The sequence below is a fragment of the Martinezella lusitana genome, assembly GCF_016901135.1.
Classification (GTDB): domain Bacteria; phylum Pseudomonadota; class Alphaproteobacteria; order Rhizobiales; family Rhizobiaceae; genus Rhizobium; species Rhizobium lusitanum_D.
The window spans coordinates 900,869-921,445 of sequence record NZ_JAFEVL010000045.1 but is presented as its reverse complement, the minus strand read 5'-3'; the positions used below and the strand labels follow the sequence as shown (position 1 = coordinate 921,445).

Sequence of the window (20,577 nt, the reverse complement as noted above, 5' to 3'; positions counted from 1 at the left end):
ACGATGACGACTATCATCAATCAGATCCTTGCCCTTACCGCATCCAATGTGAAATCGCTCTATCGGCGCAAATGGATGTCGCTGTCCCTGGTGTTTTCGGTCGCCATGGTCGTGACCGTCCTGCTCGGCTTCCTGGCAATGTCGAACGGCTTCCGGCTATCCCTCATGCAGGCAGGTTCCCCGGACATCGCCATCGGCCTTGGCAAGGGTGCCGCAACGGAACTCGGCAGCCGGATCGACATCTCGCAACTCCATTATCTGGATGGCGCCGCCGGTATCGCAACCAATGCCAAAGGCGTGGCGCTGATATCGCCGGAAATGGTCGTGCCCGTCGATCTTCAGCAAAAAGCCGGCGGTTCTTCTGCCACATTGTCCCTGCGCGGCATCGGTCCATTTGGCCTCGATGTGCGACCGAGCGTGCGCATCACCAGCGGCCGCACATTCACACCCGGCACCAGCGAGATCGTTGTCGGCCGGCGGCTCAGTCTCGATTACAAGGGGCTCGACATCGGCGAGCAACTGACGCTCGGCACATCGAAATGGACTGTCGTCGGCATATTCGACGCAGGCGGATCCGCTTTCGAATCCGAAATGCTGGGCGATCTTGATGTGGTCCAGACGTTGTTCGACCGGCCCAATCTGGTTCAGAGCGTCCGTGTGAAACTCTCTTCGCCGCATGCCCTGCCCGCCCTGCAATCCGTGGCGGCCAGCGTGCCACAGAGCGCATTGACGCTGCGTTCGGAGCAGGATTATTTCGCAGCGCTCGCCGAACGCACGTCGAAGCTCATCCTTTTGCTCGGCTGGCCGCTCGCCGTCATCATGGCTATGGGCGCTGCGGTTGGCGCGATGACCACCATGTTCAGCTCCGTGTCGGATCGCAGCACCGAGATTGCCACGGTGCGGGCGATCGGCTTCAGCCGGCGTGCCGCCTTTGCCAGCACCTGGATCGAAGCGATGATCCTGACAGCGCTGGGCTGCCTGAGCGGCATCGCCATTTCCTATCTCGTGCTCAACGGCTGGAGCGCATCGACGATGAGCCTTGATCGCACGCAGATCGGATTCCAGCTGATCCTTTCGCCTCCCCTTATTATCAAGGCCGCAGTGCTGGCGCTGGCCATCGGCGCGATCGGCGGCGCCGTTCCCGCCATCGCCGCCACTCGAATCCCCTTACGGTCGGCGATGAGCGGCAGAACATAGGCCTCGATGCGAACCGGAACACCGCTCGGCTATTTCTTTGCCTTTGCCTTGGATATCTTTCGCTCGGCTGCGAGCAGAAGGCCCTTGAGTTCCGGTTCGCGCACGCGGCTTGCCGCTTCGATGAAGGAAACCCATTCGCTGCGGCGCTGGCCACGTTCGGGAAAGTCCTGGAAAATCTGGGCGACCTCGAGCAAATGCAGCTCGACCAAGCAAGGGACGTCATTGCCATCGCCAAGCTGCTTTACGTAGGTGAAGTAGCCGAAGGGCTTCTTTTTCACCTTTCCGCGCACGCCCGCCTCCTCAAACGCCTCGATTGCCGCAACCTCATGCGGCTTCTTGCCCTTGATCGGCCAGCCTTTGGGAACGACCCAACGGCCACTTTCGCGGCTGGTGACGACCAGGACTTCCGGTGCATCGCGCTCGGCAGACTTTCTGTAGCAGATGGCTGCATATTGCTCATAGGCGCGGCCGCGAAACAGCGCATCGGTATGCGAGGCGAGTTCGGATAGGAAACTCTCCGAACGCCTCAAGACTTTTTCCTGCGCTGAAATGGAAGATGCCATGCCCTCGGCTACCCGCGATGATGTCGCCCGAGGCAAGGCCGGCTCAAAACCAGCTGGCGCGCGCTCACAAAGATTTTCTGCGACACGCTGCTCTCCTGTCCTGCACGCGACTCTGCCGAAATTCACAACTTTCAATCCCATGCTGTGGGCCGTTGCCGTGACAGTTTTATGAAGACGGCTGTTGATTGAGATGGTCAGCCCCTGCAGCGATCGTCGGTCTGCGCCCGGTGTGACGATGCGGCCACGCAAACTGAAAACGGCCCCATGAAAGGGCCGTTTTGCATTTTGGAGGATCGATGAAAGCCTATTCGGCCGCCTGCAACGCCGGTGCCTCGATCTCTTCGCTCAATTGCCCGGCCATGGCCGCGGCGAACTTCGTTTGATCGAGCTCGTTCTCCCAGCGGGCAACGACGATCGTGGCCACCGCATTGCCGACGAAGTTGGTCAGCGCGCGGCATTCCGACATGAAGCGGTCGATGCCGAGGATCAGCGCCATGCCGGCGATCGGAACCGAAGGCACGACGGCGAGCGTCGCAGCAAGCGTGATAAAGCCCGCACCCGTAATGCCGGCCGCACCCTTGGAGCTCAACATGGCCACCAGCAACAGCAGGATCTGGTCACCAAGTGCCAGCGGTGTGTCGGTCGCCTGCGCAATGAAGAGTGCTGCCAGCGTCATGTAGATGTTGGTGCCGTCGAGGTTGAAGGAATAACCCGTCGGGATGACGAGGCCGACGACGGAGCGCTTGCAGCCTGCACGCTCCATCTTGTTCATCAGGCCGGGCAATGCGGCTTCCGAGGAGGAAGTACCAAGCACCAGCAGCAGCTCTTCCTTGATATAGCGGATCAGCGCCAGGATCGAGAAGCCGTTATAGCGGGCGACGGCGCCGAGCACGACCAGAACGAAGAACAGCGACGTGGCGTAGAAGGTGCCGATCAGGAACGCCAGGTTGGCGATCGTGCCGATGCCGTATTTGCCGATCGTGAAGGCCATGGCACCGAAGGCACCGATGGGAGCGAACTTCATCAGCAGCGCAACCATGCGGAAGATCGGCGTGGTCAGTGCCTGCAGGAAGTCGGTAACCGGGCGGCCGCGTTCACCGGCAGCACCAAGCGCGATGCCGAAGACCACCGAGAAGAACAGCACCTGGAGAATATCGCCCTTGGCGAAGGCACCGACAATGGTGTCCGGAATGATGTTCATCAGGAAGCCGACGACGGAAGCGTCATGCGCCTGCGCCGCATAATTGTTGACCGCCTTCGTATCCAGCGTCGCGGGATCGATATGCATGCCAGCGCCCGGCTGCACGACGTTCGAGACGATGAGACCGACGATCAGCGCCAGCGTCGAGAAGGTTAGGAAGTAGATGAACGCCTTGCCGACGACGCGACCGAACTTCTTCAGGTCCGACATGCCGGCAATGCCGGTCGTCACCGTCAGAAAGATGACCGGCGCAATGACCATCCGCACCAGCTTGATGAAGGCATCCCCGAGCGGCTGCAAGGATGTGCCGAGCTGCGGATAGAAATGGCCTAGCAGGATACCGGCGGCAATGGCGGTCAGAACCTGCACATAGAGATGCCGGTAAAAGGGAAGTTTAGCGCGCGTTTCGGCGGCAGCGATGGGAGCAATCATGATGTCCTCCATTATGCCCAACCGATTTCTCGGCCCTCCGGGCGACGACTAGAATTCAACAGCCTCCGACTGTTTGACTTCTCTTTGCAACGAGCGTGCCAAATGGGACGACCAGAATTAACTCTATGATTTTTCAAGATTTAATAATCCACCGCGATAACACCCCTCACAACATGTGCGAAAATCCGCACATCTCGAATTGCGGCGCGCGCGAAATCGTGCACAATATGAGGATGCTGCAGCGCCCGACCACGGAACGATTTTCGACGCCAGAGCAATTGAGCCGGCGCTCCCGTCGGGTCTGGTTTGCTTTTGCATTCCTGTGTGCAGCCATCATCGCAGCCGGCTTGTACGGCGCAAGCTTTTACGGCCGTCTTGCTGCCATCGAGACCCTCCAAAGGCAGGGGCATACGGATGCGAACCTCAAGGTGGCTCTCTTGAGAGCCGTGCTTGAGCGCCCGCGCGCGCTGCCACTGCTATTGGCGGATGATCAGCAAGTGCGCGACGCGCTTGCCCGGCGGGAACCCGATGCCGTGGTCGGCCTCGATCGCAAACTGGAAAGCCTCGTCTCCGGCACGAGTGCGTCGGTCCTCTATGTCGTCGGCAAGGATGGCATCGCGATGGCATCAAGCAACTGGCGGGAGCCGCTGAGCTTCGTCGGCAACGACTATTCGTTCCGTGACTATTTCCGCAAAGCAATGGAGACGGGAACCGCGGAACATTACGCGCTCGGCACCGTCAGCAATCGTCCCGGCCTCTATATATCCCGGCGCGTCGGTGACGTCGGTTCGGCTCTGGGCGTCGTCGTGGTCAAGATGGAGTTCGATCAGCTGGAAGCCGATTGGAGCGAGACCGGACGCCCCGCCTATGTCACCGACGAGCGCGGCGTCGTCCTGATCACCAGCCTGCCCTCCTGGCGCTTCATGACAACCACGCCGTTTTCGCGTGAAGAGGCGGCGACCATTCGCAAAAGCCTGCAATTCGGCGCGGCACCCCTCTCGCCCCTGCCGATCAGCCGTCCAGAAGCAGTGGGGCCGGATGCGGCCATCGTGCGCGCCGTTTTGCCCGGCAGTAGCGCCGCTGAATATCTGCGGCTGACGACCACGATCCCATCGACACCCTGGCAGCTCGGCTATCTGATCCCGACAGACCAAGCGATCGCATCTTCCGTGCGTGAGACACGCTTTCTCACCTTGACTGTTCTACTGCCGATCCTGGCTTTCGCGGCTTTCCTGCTACGCCGGCGTCATGTCTCCGCCATGCAGATCGCCGTCAGCAGGATCGCCCGCGAAGAGCTGGAGCGGCGCGTTCTGGAGCGCACCGAAGATCTCAGTCGCGCCCGCGACCGCCTGGAAGCGGAAATTGCCGACCATCGTGCAACGGAGGCGAAGCTCCAGGGCGTGCAACAGGATCTCGTGCAGGCCAATCGTCTCGCCATTCTCGGCCAGGTCGCCGCCGGCGTCGCCCATGAGATCAACCAGCCGGTCGCGACGATCCGCGCTTACGCGGAGAATGCGCATATCTTCCTCGACAGGCAGCAGACCGCGCCGGTCAAGGACAATCTGTCCGCCATCGCGGCGCTGACGGAGCGCATCGGCACCATCACCGAAGAACTCAAGGCCTTTGGCCGCAAGGGCAGAACCGCACCGGAGCCGGTGGACCTCAGAAGCGCGATCGAAGGTGCGGTCATACTGCTGCGAAGCCGGTTCGCCGGCCACCTCGATGCCCTCAAGATCGAGCTGCCGCCGGTGGGGCTCACCGTCGTCGGCACGCGGATCCGGCTCGAGCAAGTCCTGATCAACCTCTTTCAGAATGCCCTGGAAGCTCTCGAGGGCCAGGATCAGGCCAAAGTCGAGGTCTCCGTACACCAGACTTCCGATGATGTCGAAATCGTCGTCTCCGACAACGGTCCCGGCATTCCCACCGCAATTCTCGACTCGTTGTTTACGCCGTTCAATACCTCCAAGGAAAAGGGTCTCGGCCTCGGCCTCGTCATTTCCAAGGATATTGTCGTCGACTATGGCGGCCGCATCGAAGTCGAAAGCAACGGCGACGGCACCCGTTTCACCATTCACTTGCGCAGGGCCACGACATGAACGACAGCTCCCCGGTCTTTCTCATCGACGATGACAAGGATCTGTTGAAAGCGACGAAACAGACGCTTGAGCTCGCGGGCTTTGCCGTTTCCGCTTTCGCAGTAGCAGGTGAGGCTCTCGCCGCTCTCGATCCCGGCTTCGCCGGGGTCGTCGTTTCCGATATCCGCATGCCACAGATGGATGGGCAGGAGCTCTTCGCCCGGATCAGGGAGCGCGACGCCGATCTCCCGGTTATCCTGGTGACCGGCCACGGCGACATTCCTATGGCGGTGCAGGCAATCCAGGACGGCGCCTACGATTTCATCGCCAAACCCTTCGCCACGGACCGACTGGTGCAGAGCGTGCGGCGGGCCGCAGAAAAGCGCCGGCTCGTGCTGGAAAATCGCTCGCTTCGTCTCGCCGCCGAACAGGCGCAGGGCGATCTGCCTCTGATCGGCCAGACCCCGGCCATCGAGCGCCTGCGCCATACGTTGCGCCAGATTGCCGATACGGATGTCGATGTGCTCGTAACCGGCGAAACGGGCAGCGGCAAGGAAGTCGTGGCAAGCCTGCTGCATCGCTGGAGCCGGCGCGCGAAGGGCAATTTCGTCGCGCTCAATTGCGGCGCCCTCCCCGAGACCGTGATCGAAAGCGAACTCTTCGGTCATGAGCCCGGCGCATTCACCGGAGCGCAGAAGAAGCGTATCGGACGCATCGAGCACGCAAGCTCCGGCACGCTGTTTCTCGACGAAATCGAGAGCATGCCGCCGGCGATACAGGTACAGATGCTGCGCGTGCTTGAAATGCGCGAGGTGACCCCGCTCGGCACGAACGAGGTCCGCCCCGTCGACCTGCGCGTGGTGGCGGCGGCGAAGGTCGATCTCGGCGACCCCAGCCAGCGGGGAGATTTTCGCGAGGATCTCTATTACCGCCTCAACGTCGTCACCCTCTCCATTCCGCCGCTGCGCGAGCGGCGCGATGATATTCCGTTGCTGTTCGGCTATTTCGCGGAGCGCGCCGCCAGCCGCTTCAAACGCGATGTGCCCACTATTTCCGCTACCGTACGCCGCCATTTGCAAGATCATGACTGGCCGGGGAACGTCCGTGAACTGGCACATTTCGCAGAGCGTTTCGTGCTCGGCCTCGAGACGACGGCAATGCCGAAATCCACCGAACCGCCTGCCACGGATTCAGCACTACCGCTGCCTGCCCGGGTCGAGCGCTATGAGGCGGAACTCATTCGCGAGACGCTGTCGCAAAACAATGGCGACGTCCGCCGCACCATCGAAGCGCTCGGCATCCCCAGAAAGACCTTCTACGACAAGCTGCAGCGGCACGGCATCGTCAGGGGCGAATTCGCCGGCTTTGATGGGGACGACCGGCGGGGCTCATAGGCCGACTGGCAGATGACAGGCTATGCGCTTGCGACCCGCATCGGCGCAACATCGGGCTCGCCTGATTGGCGGGCCGCCATGTCGGCCGTCCGATCGAGAACCGTCATGGCCTCAGCAATCAAACCGGCAAGCGCTTCGGTGCTTTCGCAGGCCGCGACGATCAGCGGCGCACTCAGGCAGATTCTGAGCGCACTTGCCGGCATGTCACCAAAATCGGCGCAACGAACGGGTTGACCGAGGCGCACCGCCGCAAGCTCGCCCTCCTCGACCGCCAGGCCCTTGTAGACATCAGCGGTTTCCGTCGCCGTCAACAGGCCGTTATGCTGGGGATTGCACAGGTAAAACGAAAAGATCGAAGGGATTTCATCCCAGCGAAGGACCGACGTTTCGCCCCACAGATCGCTCCGGTCCAATGGCCGGCTATCCAGTAGTTCGAAGGCAGCATCGCTCCTAAGCCGGATGGTTACCGCTCCGGCGAAGGCAGAGAGAACTGCAATCACCTTCTCTTCCGGAATGCCGACAAAGCGTTCAAGTTCGAACAAGGCCGCCTTCCAGCGCAGCAACAGACCGAAATTGGCGCGATCGGGCAGTGCCTCGCGCGCCGCCCAGCCTTCCGGCCACTCCGCCTTACCGCAATAGTCGGCAAGTGCCGCCGGCACGGTGCGATGCCTAAAACGTTCCGAGATTGCCGGCGGGCACAACAGCGCGCCGCTGAAAATCGGGCCGGCCAGGAATTTCGAACCCGTCACCGCCACCATGAAATCACAGGCAAGATAGGCGCGGATCGTTGCGGCAGACAGGCGGAACTGGCAGGCATCGATCATGATATCGAGCACGGCGCCGAAGCGCTCCTTCAGGCGCAGGATCGTTTCCAGGCTCGGCGCCAGCAAGCTGGTCTTCGACACATCCGTCACGACAAGCAGGCATCTGAGGCCGGCCGCGCGGGCAAGCTCGATCAGCCCCCGCAATTCCTCCTCGACCTCCTCGTCCGTACGCAGGGAGCCATCCTTGTTGCGGACGGCTACGGTCGTATTCCGTGTCGCGTCGCCGAGCTGCAACTCCTCGCCCTTGGCGACGGCGCGCTCGCTGCTGACGCGGCCCATGAAGTGTCGCCCGGCAGAGGCGGTCATGACGCCGCTGCCCGTCTCGTTGCCCATCAATGTGATGGTCATCAGGACTCGGTCATCCTCCCGCGCCAGCAGTGCGGAAGCAAAGAGATGAATGTCAGTGCCTGACGTCGCCAATATGGCATCGACGCGCGGTTGGTCCTGAGACTGATTGAGGCCGAGCAGACGCAGCAAATCATGGCGAACTTGGCCAATCTCGCGCTCATAGATCTCCGTAGCCGAACCGGTTTCCATTTCGCGCAGCAGGTCGTCGTAATAGGCGCCGACTGCGGCGAAAGCCGCGGCGGAAATGGTCGAGGCCGTCGACGAGCCGAAGGCGAGATCGCGCGGACGAGGCGACGGACCATGGCCATACATGTTGAGGCCGGTAGCCTCATCGCAATCCAACCGCTCGTCGCCGCCCGAGATCAGGCTTCTTAGAAGAGCCTCCTCTTCCTTGCCCGATCGCTGCAACGGCGCGCCTGCGGCCACGTTCCTGTCCAGGGCACGGTCGTCAACGATTTGCGGCATGGAGAAGCATTCCTCTGGCATCAATGGTTCGGAACGCTCTGCATGGGGGTGCACTGCGCTCTGTTCGGCCGGCAGAACCCTGCCAGCAGCCGCACATTAGGCCAAACAAGATGGAGCGAGGCTGACTTGCCGGCCCTAATCAGCCGGCATTCAGGACCGAACAAAACAAAAAGCTCGCGGCTTTTGGGCCGCGAGCTCATCACGATCGAGATCAAATGCGAATGTCAGCCGGCGGGCGCGATCTTGTCCTGTGTCTTCGTGTCGAAATCGCCGGCGTCATGGCGCTCACGCAGCTGCTCGGAAGGGTCGCCGGACATGCGGTTGACCATGCGCCCGCGCTTGACGGTCGGCCGTGCGAAAATCTGCTCGGCCCAGCGCTGGACGTTCTTATAGTCCTGCACCTGCAGGAATTCGGCAGCGCCGTACTGCCAGCCCTTGGCGAGACCACCATACCACGGCCAGATTGCCATATCCGCGATCGTGTATTCGCTGCCGGCAATATATTCGCTTTCGGCCAGACGGCGGTCGAGCACATCGAGCTCGCGCTTCACTTCCATGGCGAAACGATCGATCGCATATTCGATCTTCGTCGGGGCGTAGGCGTAGAAATGGCCGAAACCGCCGCCGAGATAGGGGGCGCTACCCATCTGCCAGAACAGCCAGGAGAGGCATTCGGCGCGAGCCGGCTGTTCGGTCGGCAGGAAGGCGCCGAACTTTTCGGCGAGATAGGTTAAGATCGACGCCGATTCGAAGACGCGGATCGGCTTGGGGCCACTGCGGTCGAGCAAGGCCGGGATCTTCGAATTGGGATTGACGTCTACGAAGCCGCTGCCGAACTGGTCGCCCTCGCCGATCTTGATCAGCCAGGCATCATACTCGGCGCCGCTATGGCCGAGCGCCAGCAGCTCTTCGAGCATGATGGTGACCTTTACTCCGTTCGGCGTTCCGAGCGAATAGAGCTGGAGAGGATGGCGTCCCACAGGCAATTCCTTTTCGTGGGTAGGCCCCGCGATCGGACGGTTGATATTGGCGAACTGGCCGCCATTCGCCTTGTTCCAGGTCCAGACTTTTGGCGGCGTGTATTCGGCAGAACCGGTCATAGGCATCCTCCTGTTTTGGTGAATCAGATTGGGGGTGATCATCGATGTAGCGCGCTACGCCTGTGGCACATAGTGGCGGCGGTTCATTTTTGCGAGAGGAACACGAGCTGCTTTTTGGACGGTCCCGCGTAAAACGAAAAAAGCCTGCCGCGGGAGGAGGTGCGGCAGGCTTTCGACAATAAATGAACAGCGCACGGGAGGAGGAGTGGCGCTGTTCCCGCAGACGACCTTGGGAGGAGGAGTAGGGCGTCTGCAAAGCGAAGGGATGCGGGAGGAGGTGCATCGCTTCGATGAAAACTATAATACCTGGCTTTTGCTCACTTCATAGGCATTTATTTGCAAGGCAGTTATGCGCTATGCGAAAAGCGGAAAGCTCGACTGCATAATGTCTCGACATACAAAAACAGTGGCGGCCGTCATGCGGACAAAGCAAAAGCGCCTGCTCGGGAGGAAGCAGGCGCTGGCAATATGCAGATTGCAGATCAGCGTTTCGAGCCGTTAGCCGGCGATGGCTGCACGGGCAAGATTGCGGATTTCGCCGCGATCGATACCCAGGTCATGCAGTTCGCGCGTGGACATGCGGCCCAATTCGGCGACCGTCTGACGGTACTTGCGCCAGTTGTTGAAAGAGCGTGCTACGTTCATGATGTTCCCCTTTCCTCGGGCATTCGAAGCTGAGCTGCCGTCCTCGGCGCTCCGTTCGCTTCGATGAGAAACATATAGTTCTAGTCCCTCCCCTTTTGCAGCGCCAAGGCTTCACTGCACCCATGCGTCATATGCATGGGTTGCTGAGGGTCTGAAGGAGCTGTGCGCTACGGCTCTTCGGCACCGTTTGCGATTTATTGATGACAGAACAGCCTTTGTCTGCGAAAACAACGGAATTGAGAGACAGGGGCGTCTGCTATCCGGCGGGCTGAGAAGTACCCTTTGAACCTGAACCAGATCATGCTGGCGGAGGGAGTCGCTCGGGGCTTTGCAGCGTCGCATGCCGCCCCTCGCGTCTCGCCCGCCCGAAAGGGGCGATATGCAAGACCAAACCACTGCCGGCACTCTGCTCGGCGCCATGCGGGCAAATCCGCCGCTGGTGCAGTGCATCACCAATTTCGTGGCGATGAACATCGCCGCCAACGTGATGCTCGCCGCCGGCGCATCGCCCGCCATGGTCCATGCCGAGGAAGAAGCGGCCGAATTCGCCGCGATCTCCGGCGCGCTGACAATCAATATCGGCACGCTGTCTTCCAGATGGCTTGTCGGCATGCTGTCGGCCGCGCAATCGGCAAGACAGGCCGGCAAGCCCTGGGTGCTCGATCCGGTCGCTCACTATGCGACCGCATTCCGGCGCAAGGCAGTCGCGCAATTGCTGGAGCTGCAGCCGACGGTCATTCGCGGCAATGCATCCGAGATCATCGCACTCGCTGGAGGCATCAGCCGCGGCCAGGGTGTCGATAGCCGCGATCCTGTCGAGCTGGCCGAGCAGTCGGCCAGGCAACTCGCCGAACGGCATGGATGCGTGGTTGCCGTGACCGGTGTCACCGATTTCGTGACCGATGGCCCCAAGGCGCGACGCATAGAAGGCGGATCGCCGCTGATGCCGCAGGTCACGGCCCTTGGCTGCTCGCTGACCTGCCTGGTCGGCGCCTTTGCAGCAACTGCGCCTGACAATCCCTTCGATGCGACGGTGGCGGCCCTCGCCGTCTTTGCCGTTGCCGGTGAACGGGCGGGAGCTGTCGCCGAAGGACCCGGCTCCTTTTCCTGGCGGTTCCTCGACGCGCTGGCCGCTCTTGATGCGGAAGCGCTCACCGCCAAAGCGAGGATCATGCCGGCATGAAAAGCTTCGACCTTTCGCTCTACCTCGTTCTCGATCCGATACTCTGTGCGAACCTCGGCATGGTCGAGACAGCCCGTGCGGCGGTCGCCGGCGGCGCCACCGTCGTCCAACTGCGCGACAAGCATGCCTCGACTGCGACCATGATCGAGACCGGTCTTGCCCTCAAGCAGGCGCTGGCCGGAAGCAATGCCCGCCTCATCGTCAACGACGATGTCGAGGCCGCCATTGCCATCGGCGCCGATGGCCTGCATATCGGGCAGGAAGATCTGGATGCCGACACCGCCCGCCGTATGATTGGGCCGGAGATGATCCTCGGTCTCTCGGTGGAGACGGAGGCACTGGCCTCGGTCATCAATGCCGAGATCGTCGACTATGTTGGTGTCGGTCCCGTCTTTGCCACGCCGACCAAGCCCGATCACAAGCAGCCGATCGGCTTTGACGGCCTTGCCCGCATCATCAGGCTCTGCCCGGTTCCTGCCATCGCCATCGGTGGTCTCAAGGCCGAACACGCAGCCGATGTCCTGTCGGCCGGCGCAGACGGACTGGCGGTCGTCTCGGCAATCTGTGGCAAGCCCGATCCCGCGGCCGCCACAGCCCTTATCGCCGACGCCATCGAGGAGGCGCGCAAGTGATCCGCAACGTCCTCTCCATCGCCGGCTCCGATCCTTCCGGCGGCGCCGGCATCCAGGCCGATCTCAAGGCCTTTTCGGCACGCGGCGTCTATGGAATGGCTGTCCTGACAGCGCTGACAGCCCAGAACACGCAAGGCGTTTCCGGCGTCCATCCGGTGCCACCGCAATTTGTCGCCGATCAGATCGACGCCATCTTTGCCGATATACGCGTCGATGCCGTCAAGATCGGCATGATCGCGAATGCTGAGATCGCCGAGGCTGTCGCCGACGCTCTGGCCAGGCACCGTGATGTTCCCATTGTGCTCGACCCGGTGATGATCGCCAAGGGCGGTGCCGCCCTGCTTGCAGCGGATGCCGTTGACGTGCTGACCCGACGGCTGTTGCCGCTGGCGACGGTGCTGACGCCGAACATTCCGGAGGCGGCTGCCCTGCTGCATGAAGCCGAGGCCAAAAGCCGTGAAGACATGGCGCGTCAGGCGCTCGCTCTAGCCGATCTCGGCACGGCGGCGGTTCTCGTGAAGGGCGGCCATCTCGAAGGTGATGAAAGCCCGGACGTATTGGCAAGCGCTGGCACTCTCACCTGGTTCGAAGCCGAGCGGCTGCCGACGAAGAACACGCATGGAACCGGCTGCACGCTGTCCAGCGCAATTGCTGCCGAGATCGCCAAGGGCTTGCCGCTGCCGGAAGCCGTTGCTTCCGCCAAACAGTACCTCGCTGGCGCGGTTGCAGCAGCAGGGCAGCTTTCCGTCGGCAGCGGCCATGGCCCTGTTCAGCATTTCTATGCGCTCTGGTCAGACATGAAAGGAACATCGAAGTGAACCTGCCCCTCAACAAACAGATCGTCATCGTCTCTGGCGCCGGGCGCGGTTTCGGTGCCGCGATCGCAGCAGCCTTTGCCCGCGAAGGCGCCAAAGTCGCCATCAATTACCGCGCCAGCCGGGAGCCGGCAGAGGCGCTTGCAGAACGACTTGGCGACCACGCAGAGGCGTTTCAGGCCGACATCCGCAGTCTCAACGAAACAAAACAACTCGTGGCAGACGTGACGGCCCATTTCGGGGCGCCGACCACGATCGTCCACAATGCGCTCGCCGATTTCAGCTTCAATGGTGACGCGCGTTCGAAGTTGGACGCGCTAAGTTGGGCCGAAATGGCAACGCAGCTCGAAACCGCTCTGCAGGGCGCGCTCAACCTCATTCAGGCGGCGCGGCCGGCCATGGCGGCGGCGGGCTTTGGCCGGATCGTTACGATCGGCACCAACCTCTTCCAGAATCCGGTCGTGCCCTATCACGATTACACGGCGGCAAAGGCGGCGCTGCTGTCGCTAACCCGAACGGCGGCGGCCGAGCTCGGCCCGCTCGGAATTACCGTCAACATGGTCTCCGGCGGCCTGCTGCGCACCACAGATGCCAGCAGCGCCACGCCCGAAGCGGTCTTCGATATTATTGCCGCGAACACCCCGTTGCGCCGTGTCACGACGCCGGAGGAAGCCGCCGACACGGTTCTCTTCTTCGCAAGTCCTTGGGCGCGCGCCGTCACCGGCCAAAACCTGATCGTCGATGGCGGGCTCGTCTTCGGATAGTGATCCGCAGCAAAGCGGCGTGCCGGCCGACGATCAGAACTCCACTTCCAGTTCGATGATCTCGTCCGGCTCAGCCACTGCCCCTTCGGTCCACTCCCGCATCAGCGGCCAGGCAAGCACCGTCTCGACATAGGCGGCCAGTCTCGGTTCCAGCTCCACCGCATAGGTGCGGAAGCGCGTGCAGACGGGCGCATACATCGCATCGGCGACGGTCGGCGCCTTTCCAAACAACCAGGGACCCCCGCTGGCGTCGAGGCAGTCTGTCCAGATCGTCTTCACCCGCTCCACATCGGGCCGTGCGCCTGAGAAAATCTTGAAGCTCGCATGCCGCGCCTTGAGATTCATCGGCAGGGCCGAGCGCAGATTGTGGAAACCGGAATGCATTTCGCCGGAGACGGAGCGGCAGAGAGCACGGGCAACCCGCTCAGTGGGCCAGAGCCCCGCCTTCGGAGCGATTTCGCTCAGATAGTCCGCGATCGCCAGCGTATCCCATACGGTGACGTCCTTGTGGGTCAGCCTCGGCACGAGAACCGATGGCGACAGTAGCAGAAGCTCCTGGCGCGCCTCATCGTTCATTTCCACCAGCATTTCGGTGAAATCCAGGCCAGCCATGCGGCACAGCAGCCAGCCACGCAGCGACCAGGAGGAATAGTTCTTCGAGGAAATCGTCAGTGTCGCCTGCGTCATCGCGATCCAATCCCTGCCGGACAAATAATGGGTCGGCAAAACAATCTTCTCGCATAGCGCGGCATATTGCACTAGCTTTTTTGCACTGCCGCATTTCTGCGGCGGTGCGGGAGACGATGGCAAATGCTTTATCAAGCCTATCAGTTCCAGGAGGATCTCATTGCACCCCTGCGCGATCTGGCGCGGCGCCTGCAAATATTCTCCACGTCGACGTTCTGGGGGCCGGCCGGCGCGATGGCGCAGCACTTTTCTGCCGCACTGGAAATGATCTCCCGCTACGAGATCACCCACGAGCGGCCCGACTTTGCCATCGACGTCGTCAGGGTCGGAAATCGCGACGTTCCGATCAGCGTTGAAACCACGCTCGATCTGCCCTTCGGCAAGCTTCTGCGCTTTGCCGCCGATATCGATACGCCGCGACCGCGGATCCTCGTGGTCGCGCCGCTGTCCGGCCATTTCTCAACGCTCCTGCGCGGCACGGTGAAAACCCTGCTGCGCGATCACGATGTCTACATAACTGACTGGGCCAACGCCCGCGATGTGCCTGTCTCCGCCGGGCGCTTCGGCATGGACGACTATGTGGACTATATCATCCGCTTCCTGGAGAAGATCGGCCCGGGCGGGCACGTCCTTGCCGTCTGTCAGCCCTGCGTGCAGGTGCTGGCGGCGGTTGCTGTCATGTCGGAAGACGGGCATCCTGCGACGCCACGGACCATGACCTTGATGGCCGGTCCGATCGACCCGCGAGAAAGCCCGACCGAGGTCAACGAGCTTGCCGTGTCGAAGTCACTCGCCTGGTTCGAAAATTCGCTCATCAGCAATGTGCCGTGGCGCTATTCGGGCGGCGGCCGACGTGTCTATCCCGGCTTCCTGCAGCTCGTCGCCTTCATGGCCATGAACATGCAGCGCCATCAGGACGCCCATCGCAAGCTCTACGAACATCTGGCCAAGGGCGAGACGGCTGAAGCCGACAAGATCAAGACCTTCTATGACGAATATTTCGCCGTTCTCGACATGACCGAGGAGTTCTATATCGAGACCATCGACCGGGTGTTCCAGAAAGCCGAGCTGGCGACGGGAGATTTTACCTATCGTGGTCAAAAGGTCGATCCCGGCATGATCCGCAAGACGGCTCTTTTAACGGTCGAGGGTGGACGCGACGACATCTGCGCCCTCGGCCAGACCTCGGCCGCACACGATCTCTGTCGATCGCTGCGGCCGCATCTGAAACGGCACCATCTTCAGGCCAATGTCGGACACTACGGCGTATTCAACGGCCGCCGCTGGGAAACGGAAATCTATCCCATCGTCCGCAACATGATCCTCGCCATGGAATAGCGCTGCCGCTCAAGCCCAACCCAGGGTCAGGACGCCGAAGAGAATGACGACGCCCAGCACGATGCGGTAGATCACGAAGGGCCAGGTGGAGAAGCGTTCCAGGAAGCGCATCAAGCCCCAGATCGCCGCGAAGGACGAGATGCTGCCGACAATAAGCCCGACGAGCAGCACCGACCAGGCCTCCATCGGAATATGGGCCTTGTAGAGCGTAAACAGCTCCTTCAGCCCGGCAAGCGCGATGGCGGGAAGTCCGAGCAGGAACGAAAACCGCGCCGCTTCGTCGCGCTTCAGGCCAAGGAAGAGTGCGCCGGTCAGCGTAGAGCCCGAGCGCGAGACCCCGGGAACGAGGGCACCGACCTGAGTGATGCCGACGAACAGGGCATCGATCAGGGTCATCTGTGCCATGTCCTTCCTATGTCGGCTGTAGAGTTCCGCGACGGCCAGAAGAATGCCCATGACAAGACAGGCGATACCGATGACCCAGAGACTGCGAAACGACGTGCCGCAGGCATTGAGCGAAGACGATAGCAGCAGGCCGGCAATGACGATCGGGATGGTGGCGATGATGATGGCAATCGCAAGCCGCATCGCGGGCGAGCGCCAATCCCTCTGCCTGATGGCATCGAGCGATCCGAAGGTGACATAGCGGACATCGCTCCAGAAATAGGAGATGATCGCCGCCAGCGCGGCAAGCTGCATCGCCGCCGAAAACGCCGAGCCCGGATCCTGCCAGCCAAGCAAGGCCGGCACCAGGCGCATATGGGCCGTGGAGGAAACCGGCAGGAGCTCCGTCAGCCCCTGCACGACACCCAGAAAAGCTATTTTGGCATAACCCAGGGCTACAAAGCCCGTGTCCACGCCCTGCGTACAAACATCAGCCACGTTTCGATATCCTCAGTTCTTAAGTGGGAGGCTTGGCGCCGGAATGGCACGATGAACTTTGCTGCGAAACAGTTTCCGACACGTTATCGGTGGCGCATGTCGAATGCATTACCGATCTCGCGCTCAGAATCGAGGCGAAGATAGTCGGGCAGGCTGAACCCTATCTGAAATTATCGACTTTATTTTCCAAAGTCTGATGGAATTCTAGCTATCGTCCTCGGGCAACGACTGCATGTAACGGATGACGCCATAAAACGCGACGAAGAGGACGATGGCGCCGATCACACGATGAAGATCATGCAGCATGTTGTGATGGTGCCGGATCAGCAGGGAAATCAGATTATAAAAAGCGATGGCAAGCACCGTCATGACGGGAGCCAGGACAAGCGCCATGTTCCGATGAATGAAATTGATCATCACGCACCTCTTCTACACGTCGGCAGATGCCACGAAGATTGAGGAGGAATTGCGACAAATATACGGGTCCCCACGAACCGTACGCGGCGGGCGCCTCGAGGAAGAGGCGTCTATCTGGTATAGAGTGCGCGCGACCGCTCCAGATGTTTCAGTACCGCCGCCTCCGCACCATCCGCATCGTTGTCGGCGAGCCGTCCAAGGATTTCTTCGTGCTCGACCAGGGTGAACTTTTCCTTGCCCGTCCAGATCAGCATGTCCGTATGGTAGGTCTTCAGCCAGGCCAGCATGGCTTCACTGACGGCTGCGAAGATCGGGTTGCCGGAAATCTGCGCGATGCGCGTATGAAACTGCATGTCGGCTGAAATGAACTCCTCGGCATGACCTAGAAAGGCGCGCTGCCGCTCGATGATCTCCTGGAGATCGGCGACATCCTTTTCGGTTGCGCGCAAGGCTGCCTCGCGCGCCATGCCGCGCTCGAAGAAGATACGGGCGCTCTTCAAATGCTCCAGCGAATCCGTCGATTGCGACAGCATGATTTTCGCTGTCAGATCGACCTGCCGGAAGAGTGACTTAGCGGTGAGTTGGAGCACTTTTGCCCGCTCACCATGGGAAATGTTGACGAGCCCCATATTGGCAAGTGCCTGCATCGCCTCGCGGATCGCTGGGCGCCCAACGCCGAAACGCTCCATAAGGACACGCTCGGACGGCATTTCGTCGCCCGGCTTGAGTTCTCCCGATGTAATCAACCGTTCCAGCCGGTCGAATACTTCATCAGACAGCTTTCGACGTACAATCTGTTCTACTGGCTGGCCCATGGAACCCCGCTTGCTCAAAGCTTTTCTTTCCTTATGCCTTTTTGCCTGCCGTCGAGAAAGCCCATACGGAACAGCTTGCCGGCTAACGAGCAAAAAAATCGTTGCAGAAGTTGGAATACTCATTATACCACATCACCAGTTTGCGCCACGCGAAAATCGTCGGCGAGAGGAGCACTCAGCTACTTATGACCATCACCATCACCTACCGTATCGAAACCTCAGGCAGCATCGAGGCGATGGCCCGCAAGATTGCCAGCGATCAGTCGACCGGCACCTTCGTGGCGGTCCCTGGCGAGACGGAAGAGCTCAAATCGCGCGTGGCCGCCCGCGTCACGGCGATCCGGCCGCTTGCCGACGCCGAGCGGCCGACATGGCCGGAAGCTGCCGAAGGCCACGGCCGCATCCGCCGCGCCGATGTCGATATCGCATTTCCGCTCGATGCGATCGGTACCGATCTTTCGGCGCTGATGACGATCGCGATCGGTGGCGTCTACTCGATCAAGGGCATGACCGGCATCCGCATCGTCGACATGAAGCTGCCGGAAGCCTTTCGCGACGCTCATCCGGGCCCACAATTCGGCGTCGCCGGCAGCCTGCGGCTGACCGGCGTCAGCGGTCGCCCGATCATCGGCACCATCGTCAAGCCGGCACTCGGCCTGCGACCGAAGGAAACGGCTGACCTGGTCGGCGAATTGATCGGCTCGGGTGTCGATTTCATCAAGGACGACGAGAAGCTGATGAGCCCCGCCTACTCGCCGCTCAAAGAGCGCGTCGAGGCGATCATGCCGCTGATCCTCGATCACGAGCAGAAGACCGGCAAGAAGGTGATGTACGCCTTCGGCATTTCGCACGCCGATCCCGACGAGATGATGCGCAACCATGATCTCGTGCTGAAGGCCGGCGGCAATTGTGCTGTCATCAACATCAATTCCGTCGGCTTCGGCGGCATGAGCTTCCTGCGCAAGCGTTCCGGGCTGGTGCTGCATGCCCATCGCAACGGCTGGGACGTCCTGACCCGCCATCCCGGCGCCGGTATGGACTTCAAGGTTTATCAGCAGTTCTGGCGCCTGCTCGGTGTCGACCAGTTCCAGATCAACGGCATCAGGGTCAAATATTGGGAACCCGACGACAGCTTCGTCGAGTCCTTCAAAGCCGTCAGCACACCGCTCTTCGACCCATCGGACTGTCCGCTTCCCGTGGCGGGTTCAGGCCAGTGGGGAGGCCAGGCGCCGGAGACCTACCAGCGCACCGGCCGGAACACGGATCTTCTCTATCTCTGCGGCGGCGGCATCGTCAGCCATCCGTTCGGGCCTGCGGCCGGCGTTCGTGCCATCCAGCAGGCCTGGCAGGCGGCCGTTTCGGATACTCCGCTCGAACAATACGCCAAGAACCATCCGGAGCTTGCCGCCTCGATCGCAAAATTCAGTGACGGCAAGGACGCCTGACTGCGATGTCCAATCTTCTTCTCAGCTACTACGGCGATGACTTCACGGGCTCAACCGATGTCATGGAGGCCCTTGCCTCGAACGGCGTGCCAACCGTGCTGTTTCTCGGCGTGTCGAGCGCAGCCATGCTGGAGCGTTTCAAGGACTGCCGCGCCATCGGCATTGCCGGCACCAGTCGGAGCGAGACGCCGGAATGGATGGAACAGCATCTGACACCGGCCTTCGCATGGCTGAAAAGCCTGGACGCAGCAATCTGCCACTACAAGGTCTGCTCCACTTTCGATTCCAGCCCGAAGGTCGGCAATATCGGCAAGGCGATCGAGATCGGCAAGGCGCTTTTCAAGCAGTCGGTCGTACCGGTCGTCGTCGGCGCGCCGCAGCTCAAGCGCTATACCGCCTTTGGCCACCTCTTTGCTGCCTATCAAGGCCAGGTCTTCCGCATCGACAGACATCCGGTTATGAGCCGGCATCCGGTCACGCCGATGGATGAGGCCGATCTTACCGTGCATCTCAGCAAGCAGACATCCCTGTCCGTCAGCCTTGCCGATCTTGTGACCATCGTGGCGGCAGACGCAGACGCGCGGATCGACGGGCTTGCAACGGGAGATGCCGGCATCCTCCTCATGGATGTCGACAGCACGGAAACGCAGGCAGCCGCAGGCCGTCAGCTATGGCGTCTTAAAAACAAGGGCGGCTCCTTCATCGCCGGCTCCTCGGGCGTCGAATATGCCCTTCTGGACGCCTGGCGCGACGCAGGATTGATCGGGCCGAAGCCGGACTTCCAGCAGCCTGGCAAAGTCGAACGTCTCGCCGTCGTCTCCGGCAGCGTATCGCCGACAACCGAACGCCAGATCCGCCGCGCGGTGGCCGAAGGCTTCGACGGCGTCGATGTCGATCCGCTGGAGCTGGTCGGCGAAGACGCCGAGCGCGCACTGGAGAAAGCAGCCAATGCCGGCGTTGCGAGCTTAAAGGCAGGCCGCAGCGTCATTCTCCATACGGCACTTGGACCTTCGGCCGACCGCGGCGGCGATATCGATCGAATTCCCGGCACGCGGCATCGCCTCGGGCAAGCTCTCGGCATTCTTCTGCGACGGCTGATTGAACAGGAAGGTCTCGGCCGCGCCGTCATCGCCGGCGGCGATACATCAAGCCACGCGTTGCAAGAACTGCGCGTCGACGCGCTTACCACCCTGCTGCCATTGCCGCAGACGCCGGGATCCCCGCTCTGCACCGCGCACGGCAGCTACGCCCCGACCAACGGTCTGCAGATCGCGCTCAAGGGCGGCCAGGTGGGGACCGATGATTACTTTGCGCAGATCCGCGATGGGAGAAGCTCGTAGCCGGAAGCGTCATTT

19 protein-coding genes and 1 riboswitch are annotated in these 20,577 nt (G+C 61.4%); of the genes, 10 read left to right on the top strand and 9 right to left on the bottom strand.

From position 1 onward, the window contains the following. Nucleotides 1-3 precede the first annotated feature (3 nt). Entirely contained in the window at nucleotides 4-1,197 is a 1,194-nt protein-coding gene (locus tag JTP94_RS20045) for an FtsX-like permease family protein (RefSeq protein WP_204852195.1), read from the top strand. Between the two features lie 29 nt (nucleotides 1,198-1,226). Here the strand turns inward: JTP94_RS20045 and JTP94_RS20040 are convergent, their stop codons facing one another. Both JTP94_RS20040 and JTP94_RS20035 read right to left on the bottom strand, forming a co-directional pair. Continuing rightward, nucleotides 1,227-1,727 carry an NUDIX hydrolase gene (locus tag JTP94_RS20040; RefSeq protein ID WP_312038182.1) on the bottom strand — a complete coding sequence of 167 codons (501 nt, stop codon included), beginning with the start codon at nucleotides 1,725-1,727 and terminating at the stop codon, nucleotides 1,227-1,229. 337 nt (nucleotides 1,728-2,064) lie between these two features. Further along, nucleotides 2,065-3,393: a dicarboxylate/amino acid:cation symporter gene (locus JTP94_RS20035; RefSeq protein ID WP_034510693.1), complete on the bottom strand. Its 1,329-nt coding sequence runs from the start codon at nucleotides 3,391-3,393 to the stop codon at nucleotides 2,065-2,067. A 233-nt stretch (nucleotides 3,394-3,626) separates the two neighbouring features. On the opposite strand from JTP94_RS20035, the gene JTP94_RS20030 reads away from it, so the two are divergent. Both JTP94_RS20030 and JTP94_RS20025 read left to right on the top strand, forming a co-directional pair. Continuing rightward, nucleotides 3,627-5,489 carry a sensor histidine kinase gene (locus JTP94_RS20030; RefSeq protein WP_204852193.1) on the top strand — a complete coding sequence of 621 codons (1,863 nt, stop codon included), beginning with the start codon at nucleotides 3,627-3,629 and terminating at the stop codon, nucleotides 5,487-5,489. After that, entirely contained in the window at nucleotides 5,486-6,862 is a 1,377-nt protein-coding gene (locus JTP94_RS20025; RefSeq protein WP_204852192.1) for a sigma-54 dependent transcriptional regulator, read from the top strand. The genes JTP94_RS20030 and JTP94_RS20025 overlap by 4 nt, the downstream gene beginning before the upstream one ends. Before the next feature lie 20 nt (nucleotides 6,863-6,882). On the opposite strand, the gene JTP94_RS20020 is transcribed toward JTP94_RS20025, so the two are convergent. The 3 genes from JTP94_RS20020 to JTP94_RS20010 all read right to left on the bottom strand — a co-directional run bounded on the left by JTP94_RS20020 (nucleotide 6,883) and on the right by JTP94_RS20010 (nucleotide 10,244). After that, nucleotides 6,883-8,499 (bottom strand): hypothetical protein, encoded by a 1,617-nt coding sequence (locus tag JTP94_RS20020; RefSeq protein ID WP_204852191.1) that lies wholly within the window; start codon nucleotides 8,497-8,499, stop codon nucleotides 6,883-6,885. 224 nt (nucleotides 8,500-8,723) lie between these two features. Then, entirely contained in the window at nucleotides 8,724-9,599 is an 876-nt protein-coding gene (yghU, locus tag JTP94_RS20015; RefSeq protein WP_204852190.1) for a glutathione-dependent disulfide-bond oxidoreductase, read from the bottom strand. Between the two features lie 498 nt (nucleotides 9,600-10,097). Then, nucleotides 10,098-10,244, bottom strand: a complete 147-nt coding sequence (locus JTP94_RS20010) for a DUF1127 domain-containing protein (protein WP_204852189.1) — start codon at nucleotides 10,242-10,244, stop codon at nucleotides 10,098-10,100. Between the two features lie 235 nt (nucleotides 10,245-10,479). Then, nucleotides 10,480-10,576, top strand: a riboswitch (TPP riboswitch). A gap of 47 nt (nucleotides 10,577-10,623) precedes the next feature. On the opposite strand from JTP94_RS20010, the gene thiM reads away from it, so the two are divergent. Genes thiM through JTP94_RS19990 form a run of 4 tightly spaced genes read left to right on the top strand, consistent with a single transcriptional unit; the run spans nucleotide 10,624 to nucleotide 13,638 of the window. Next, on the top strand, nucleotides 10,624-11,427 hold the full coding sequence (thiM, locus tag JTP94_RS20005; RefSeq protein ID WP_204852188.1) for a hydroxyethylthiazole kinase: 804 nt from the start codon (nucleotides 10,624-10,626) through the stop codon (nucleotides 11,425-11,427). Beyond that, nucleotides 11,424-12,059 (top strand): thiamine phosphate synthase, encoded by a 636-nt coding sequence (thiE, locus tag JTP94_RS20000; RefSeq protein WP_204852187.1) that lies wholly within the window; start codon nucleotides 11,424-11,426, stop codon nucleotides 12,057-12,059. Before thiM ends, thiE begins: the two co-directional genes overlap by 4 nt. Further along, nucleotides 12,056-12,877 carry a bifunctional hydroxymethylpyrimidine kinase/phosphomethylpyrimidine kinase gene (thiD, locus tag JTP94_RS19995; RefSeq protein WP_204852186.1) on the top strand — a complete coding sequence of 274 codons (822 nt, stop codon included), beginning with the start codon at nucleotides 12,056-12,058 and terminating at the stop codon, nucleotides 12,875-12,877. The genes thiE and thiD overlap by 4 nt, the downstream gene beginning before the upstream one ends. After that, nucleotides 12,874-13,638, top strand: coding sequence for a 3-oxoacyl-ACP reductase (locus JTP94_RS19990; RefSeq protein WP_204852185.1), 765 nt, complete (start codon nucleotides 12,874-12,876; stop codon nucleotides 13,636-13,638). The genes thiD and JTP94_RS19990 overlap by 4 nt, the downstream gene beginning before the upstream one ends. 33 nt (nucleotides 13,639-13,671) lie before the next feature. Here the strand turns inward: JTP94_RS19990 and JTP94_RS19985 are convergent, their stop codons facing one another. Then, complete coding sequence (locus tag JTP94_RS19985) at nucleotides 13,672-14,325, bottom strand: glutathione S-transferase (protein WP_204852184.1); 654 nt, start codon at nucleotides 14,323-14,325, stop codon at nucleotides 13,672-13,674. Nucleotides 14,326-14,448: 123 nt separating this feature from the next. Here JTP94_RS19985 and JTP94_RS19980 point away from each other — a divergent pair, with 123 nt between their 5' ends. Beyond that, nucleotides 14,449-15,663: a polyhydroxyalkanoate depolymerase gene (locus JTP94_RS19980; RefSeq protein ID WP_204852183.1), complete on the top strand. Its 1,215-nt coding sequence runs from the start codon at nucleotides 14,449-14,451 to the stop codon at nucleotides 15,661-15,663. 9 nt (nucleotides 15,664-15,672) lie between these two features. On the opposite strand, the gene JTP94_RS19975 is transcribed toward JTP94_RS19980, so the two are convergent. The 3 genes from JTP94_RS19975 to JTP94_RS19965 form a co-directional block, all read right to left on the bottom strand. Next, nucleotides 15,673-16,545, bottom strand: coding sequence for an undecaprenyl-diphosphate phosphatase (locus JTP94_RS19975; protein ID WP_204852182.1), 873 nt, complete (start codon nucleotides 16,543-16,545; stop codon nucleotides 15,673-15,675). Between the two features lie 204 nt (nucleotides 16,546-16,749). Continuing rightward, nucleotides 16,750-16,962: a hypothetical protein gene (locus JTP94_RS19970; RefSeq protein WP_204852181.1), complete on the bottom strand. Its 213-nt coding sequence runs from the start codon at nucleotides 16,960-16,962 to the stop codon at nucleotides 16,750-16,752. Between the two features lie 110 nt (nucleotides 16,963-17,072). Further along, complete coding sequence (locus JTP94_RS19965) at nucleotides 17,073-17,777, bottom strand: transcriptional regulator NanR (RefSeq protein WP_204852350.1); 705 nt, start codon at nucleotides 17,775-17,777, stop codon at nucleotides 17,073-17,075. Nucleotides 17,778-17,962: 185 nt separating this feature from the next. Between JTP94_RS19965 and oiaX the strand changes: the two genes are divergently transcribed. Further along, nucleotides 17,963-19,222, top strand: a complete 1,260-nt coding sequence (gene oiaX / locus JTP94_RS19960; RefSeq protein ID WP_204852180.1) for a 3-oxo-isoapionate-4-phosphate decarboxylase OiaX — start codon at nucleotides 17,963-17,965, stop codon at nucleotides 19,220-19,222. A 5-nt stretch (nucleotides 19,223-19,227) separates the two neighbouring features. Continuing rightward, nucleotides 19,228-20,562, top strand: coding sequence for a four-carbon acid sugar kinase family protein (locus JTP94_RS19955; RefSeq protein ID WP_204852179.1), 1,335 nt, complete (start codon nucleotides 19,228-19,230; stop codon nucleotides 20,560-20,562). Nucleotides 20,563-20,577 lie beyond the last annotated feature (15 nt).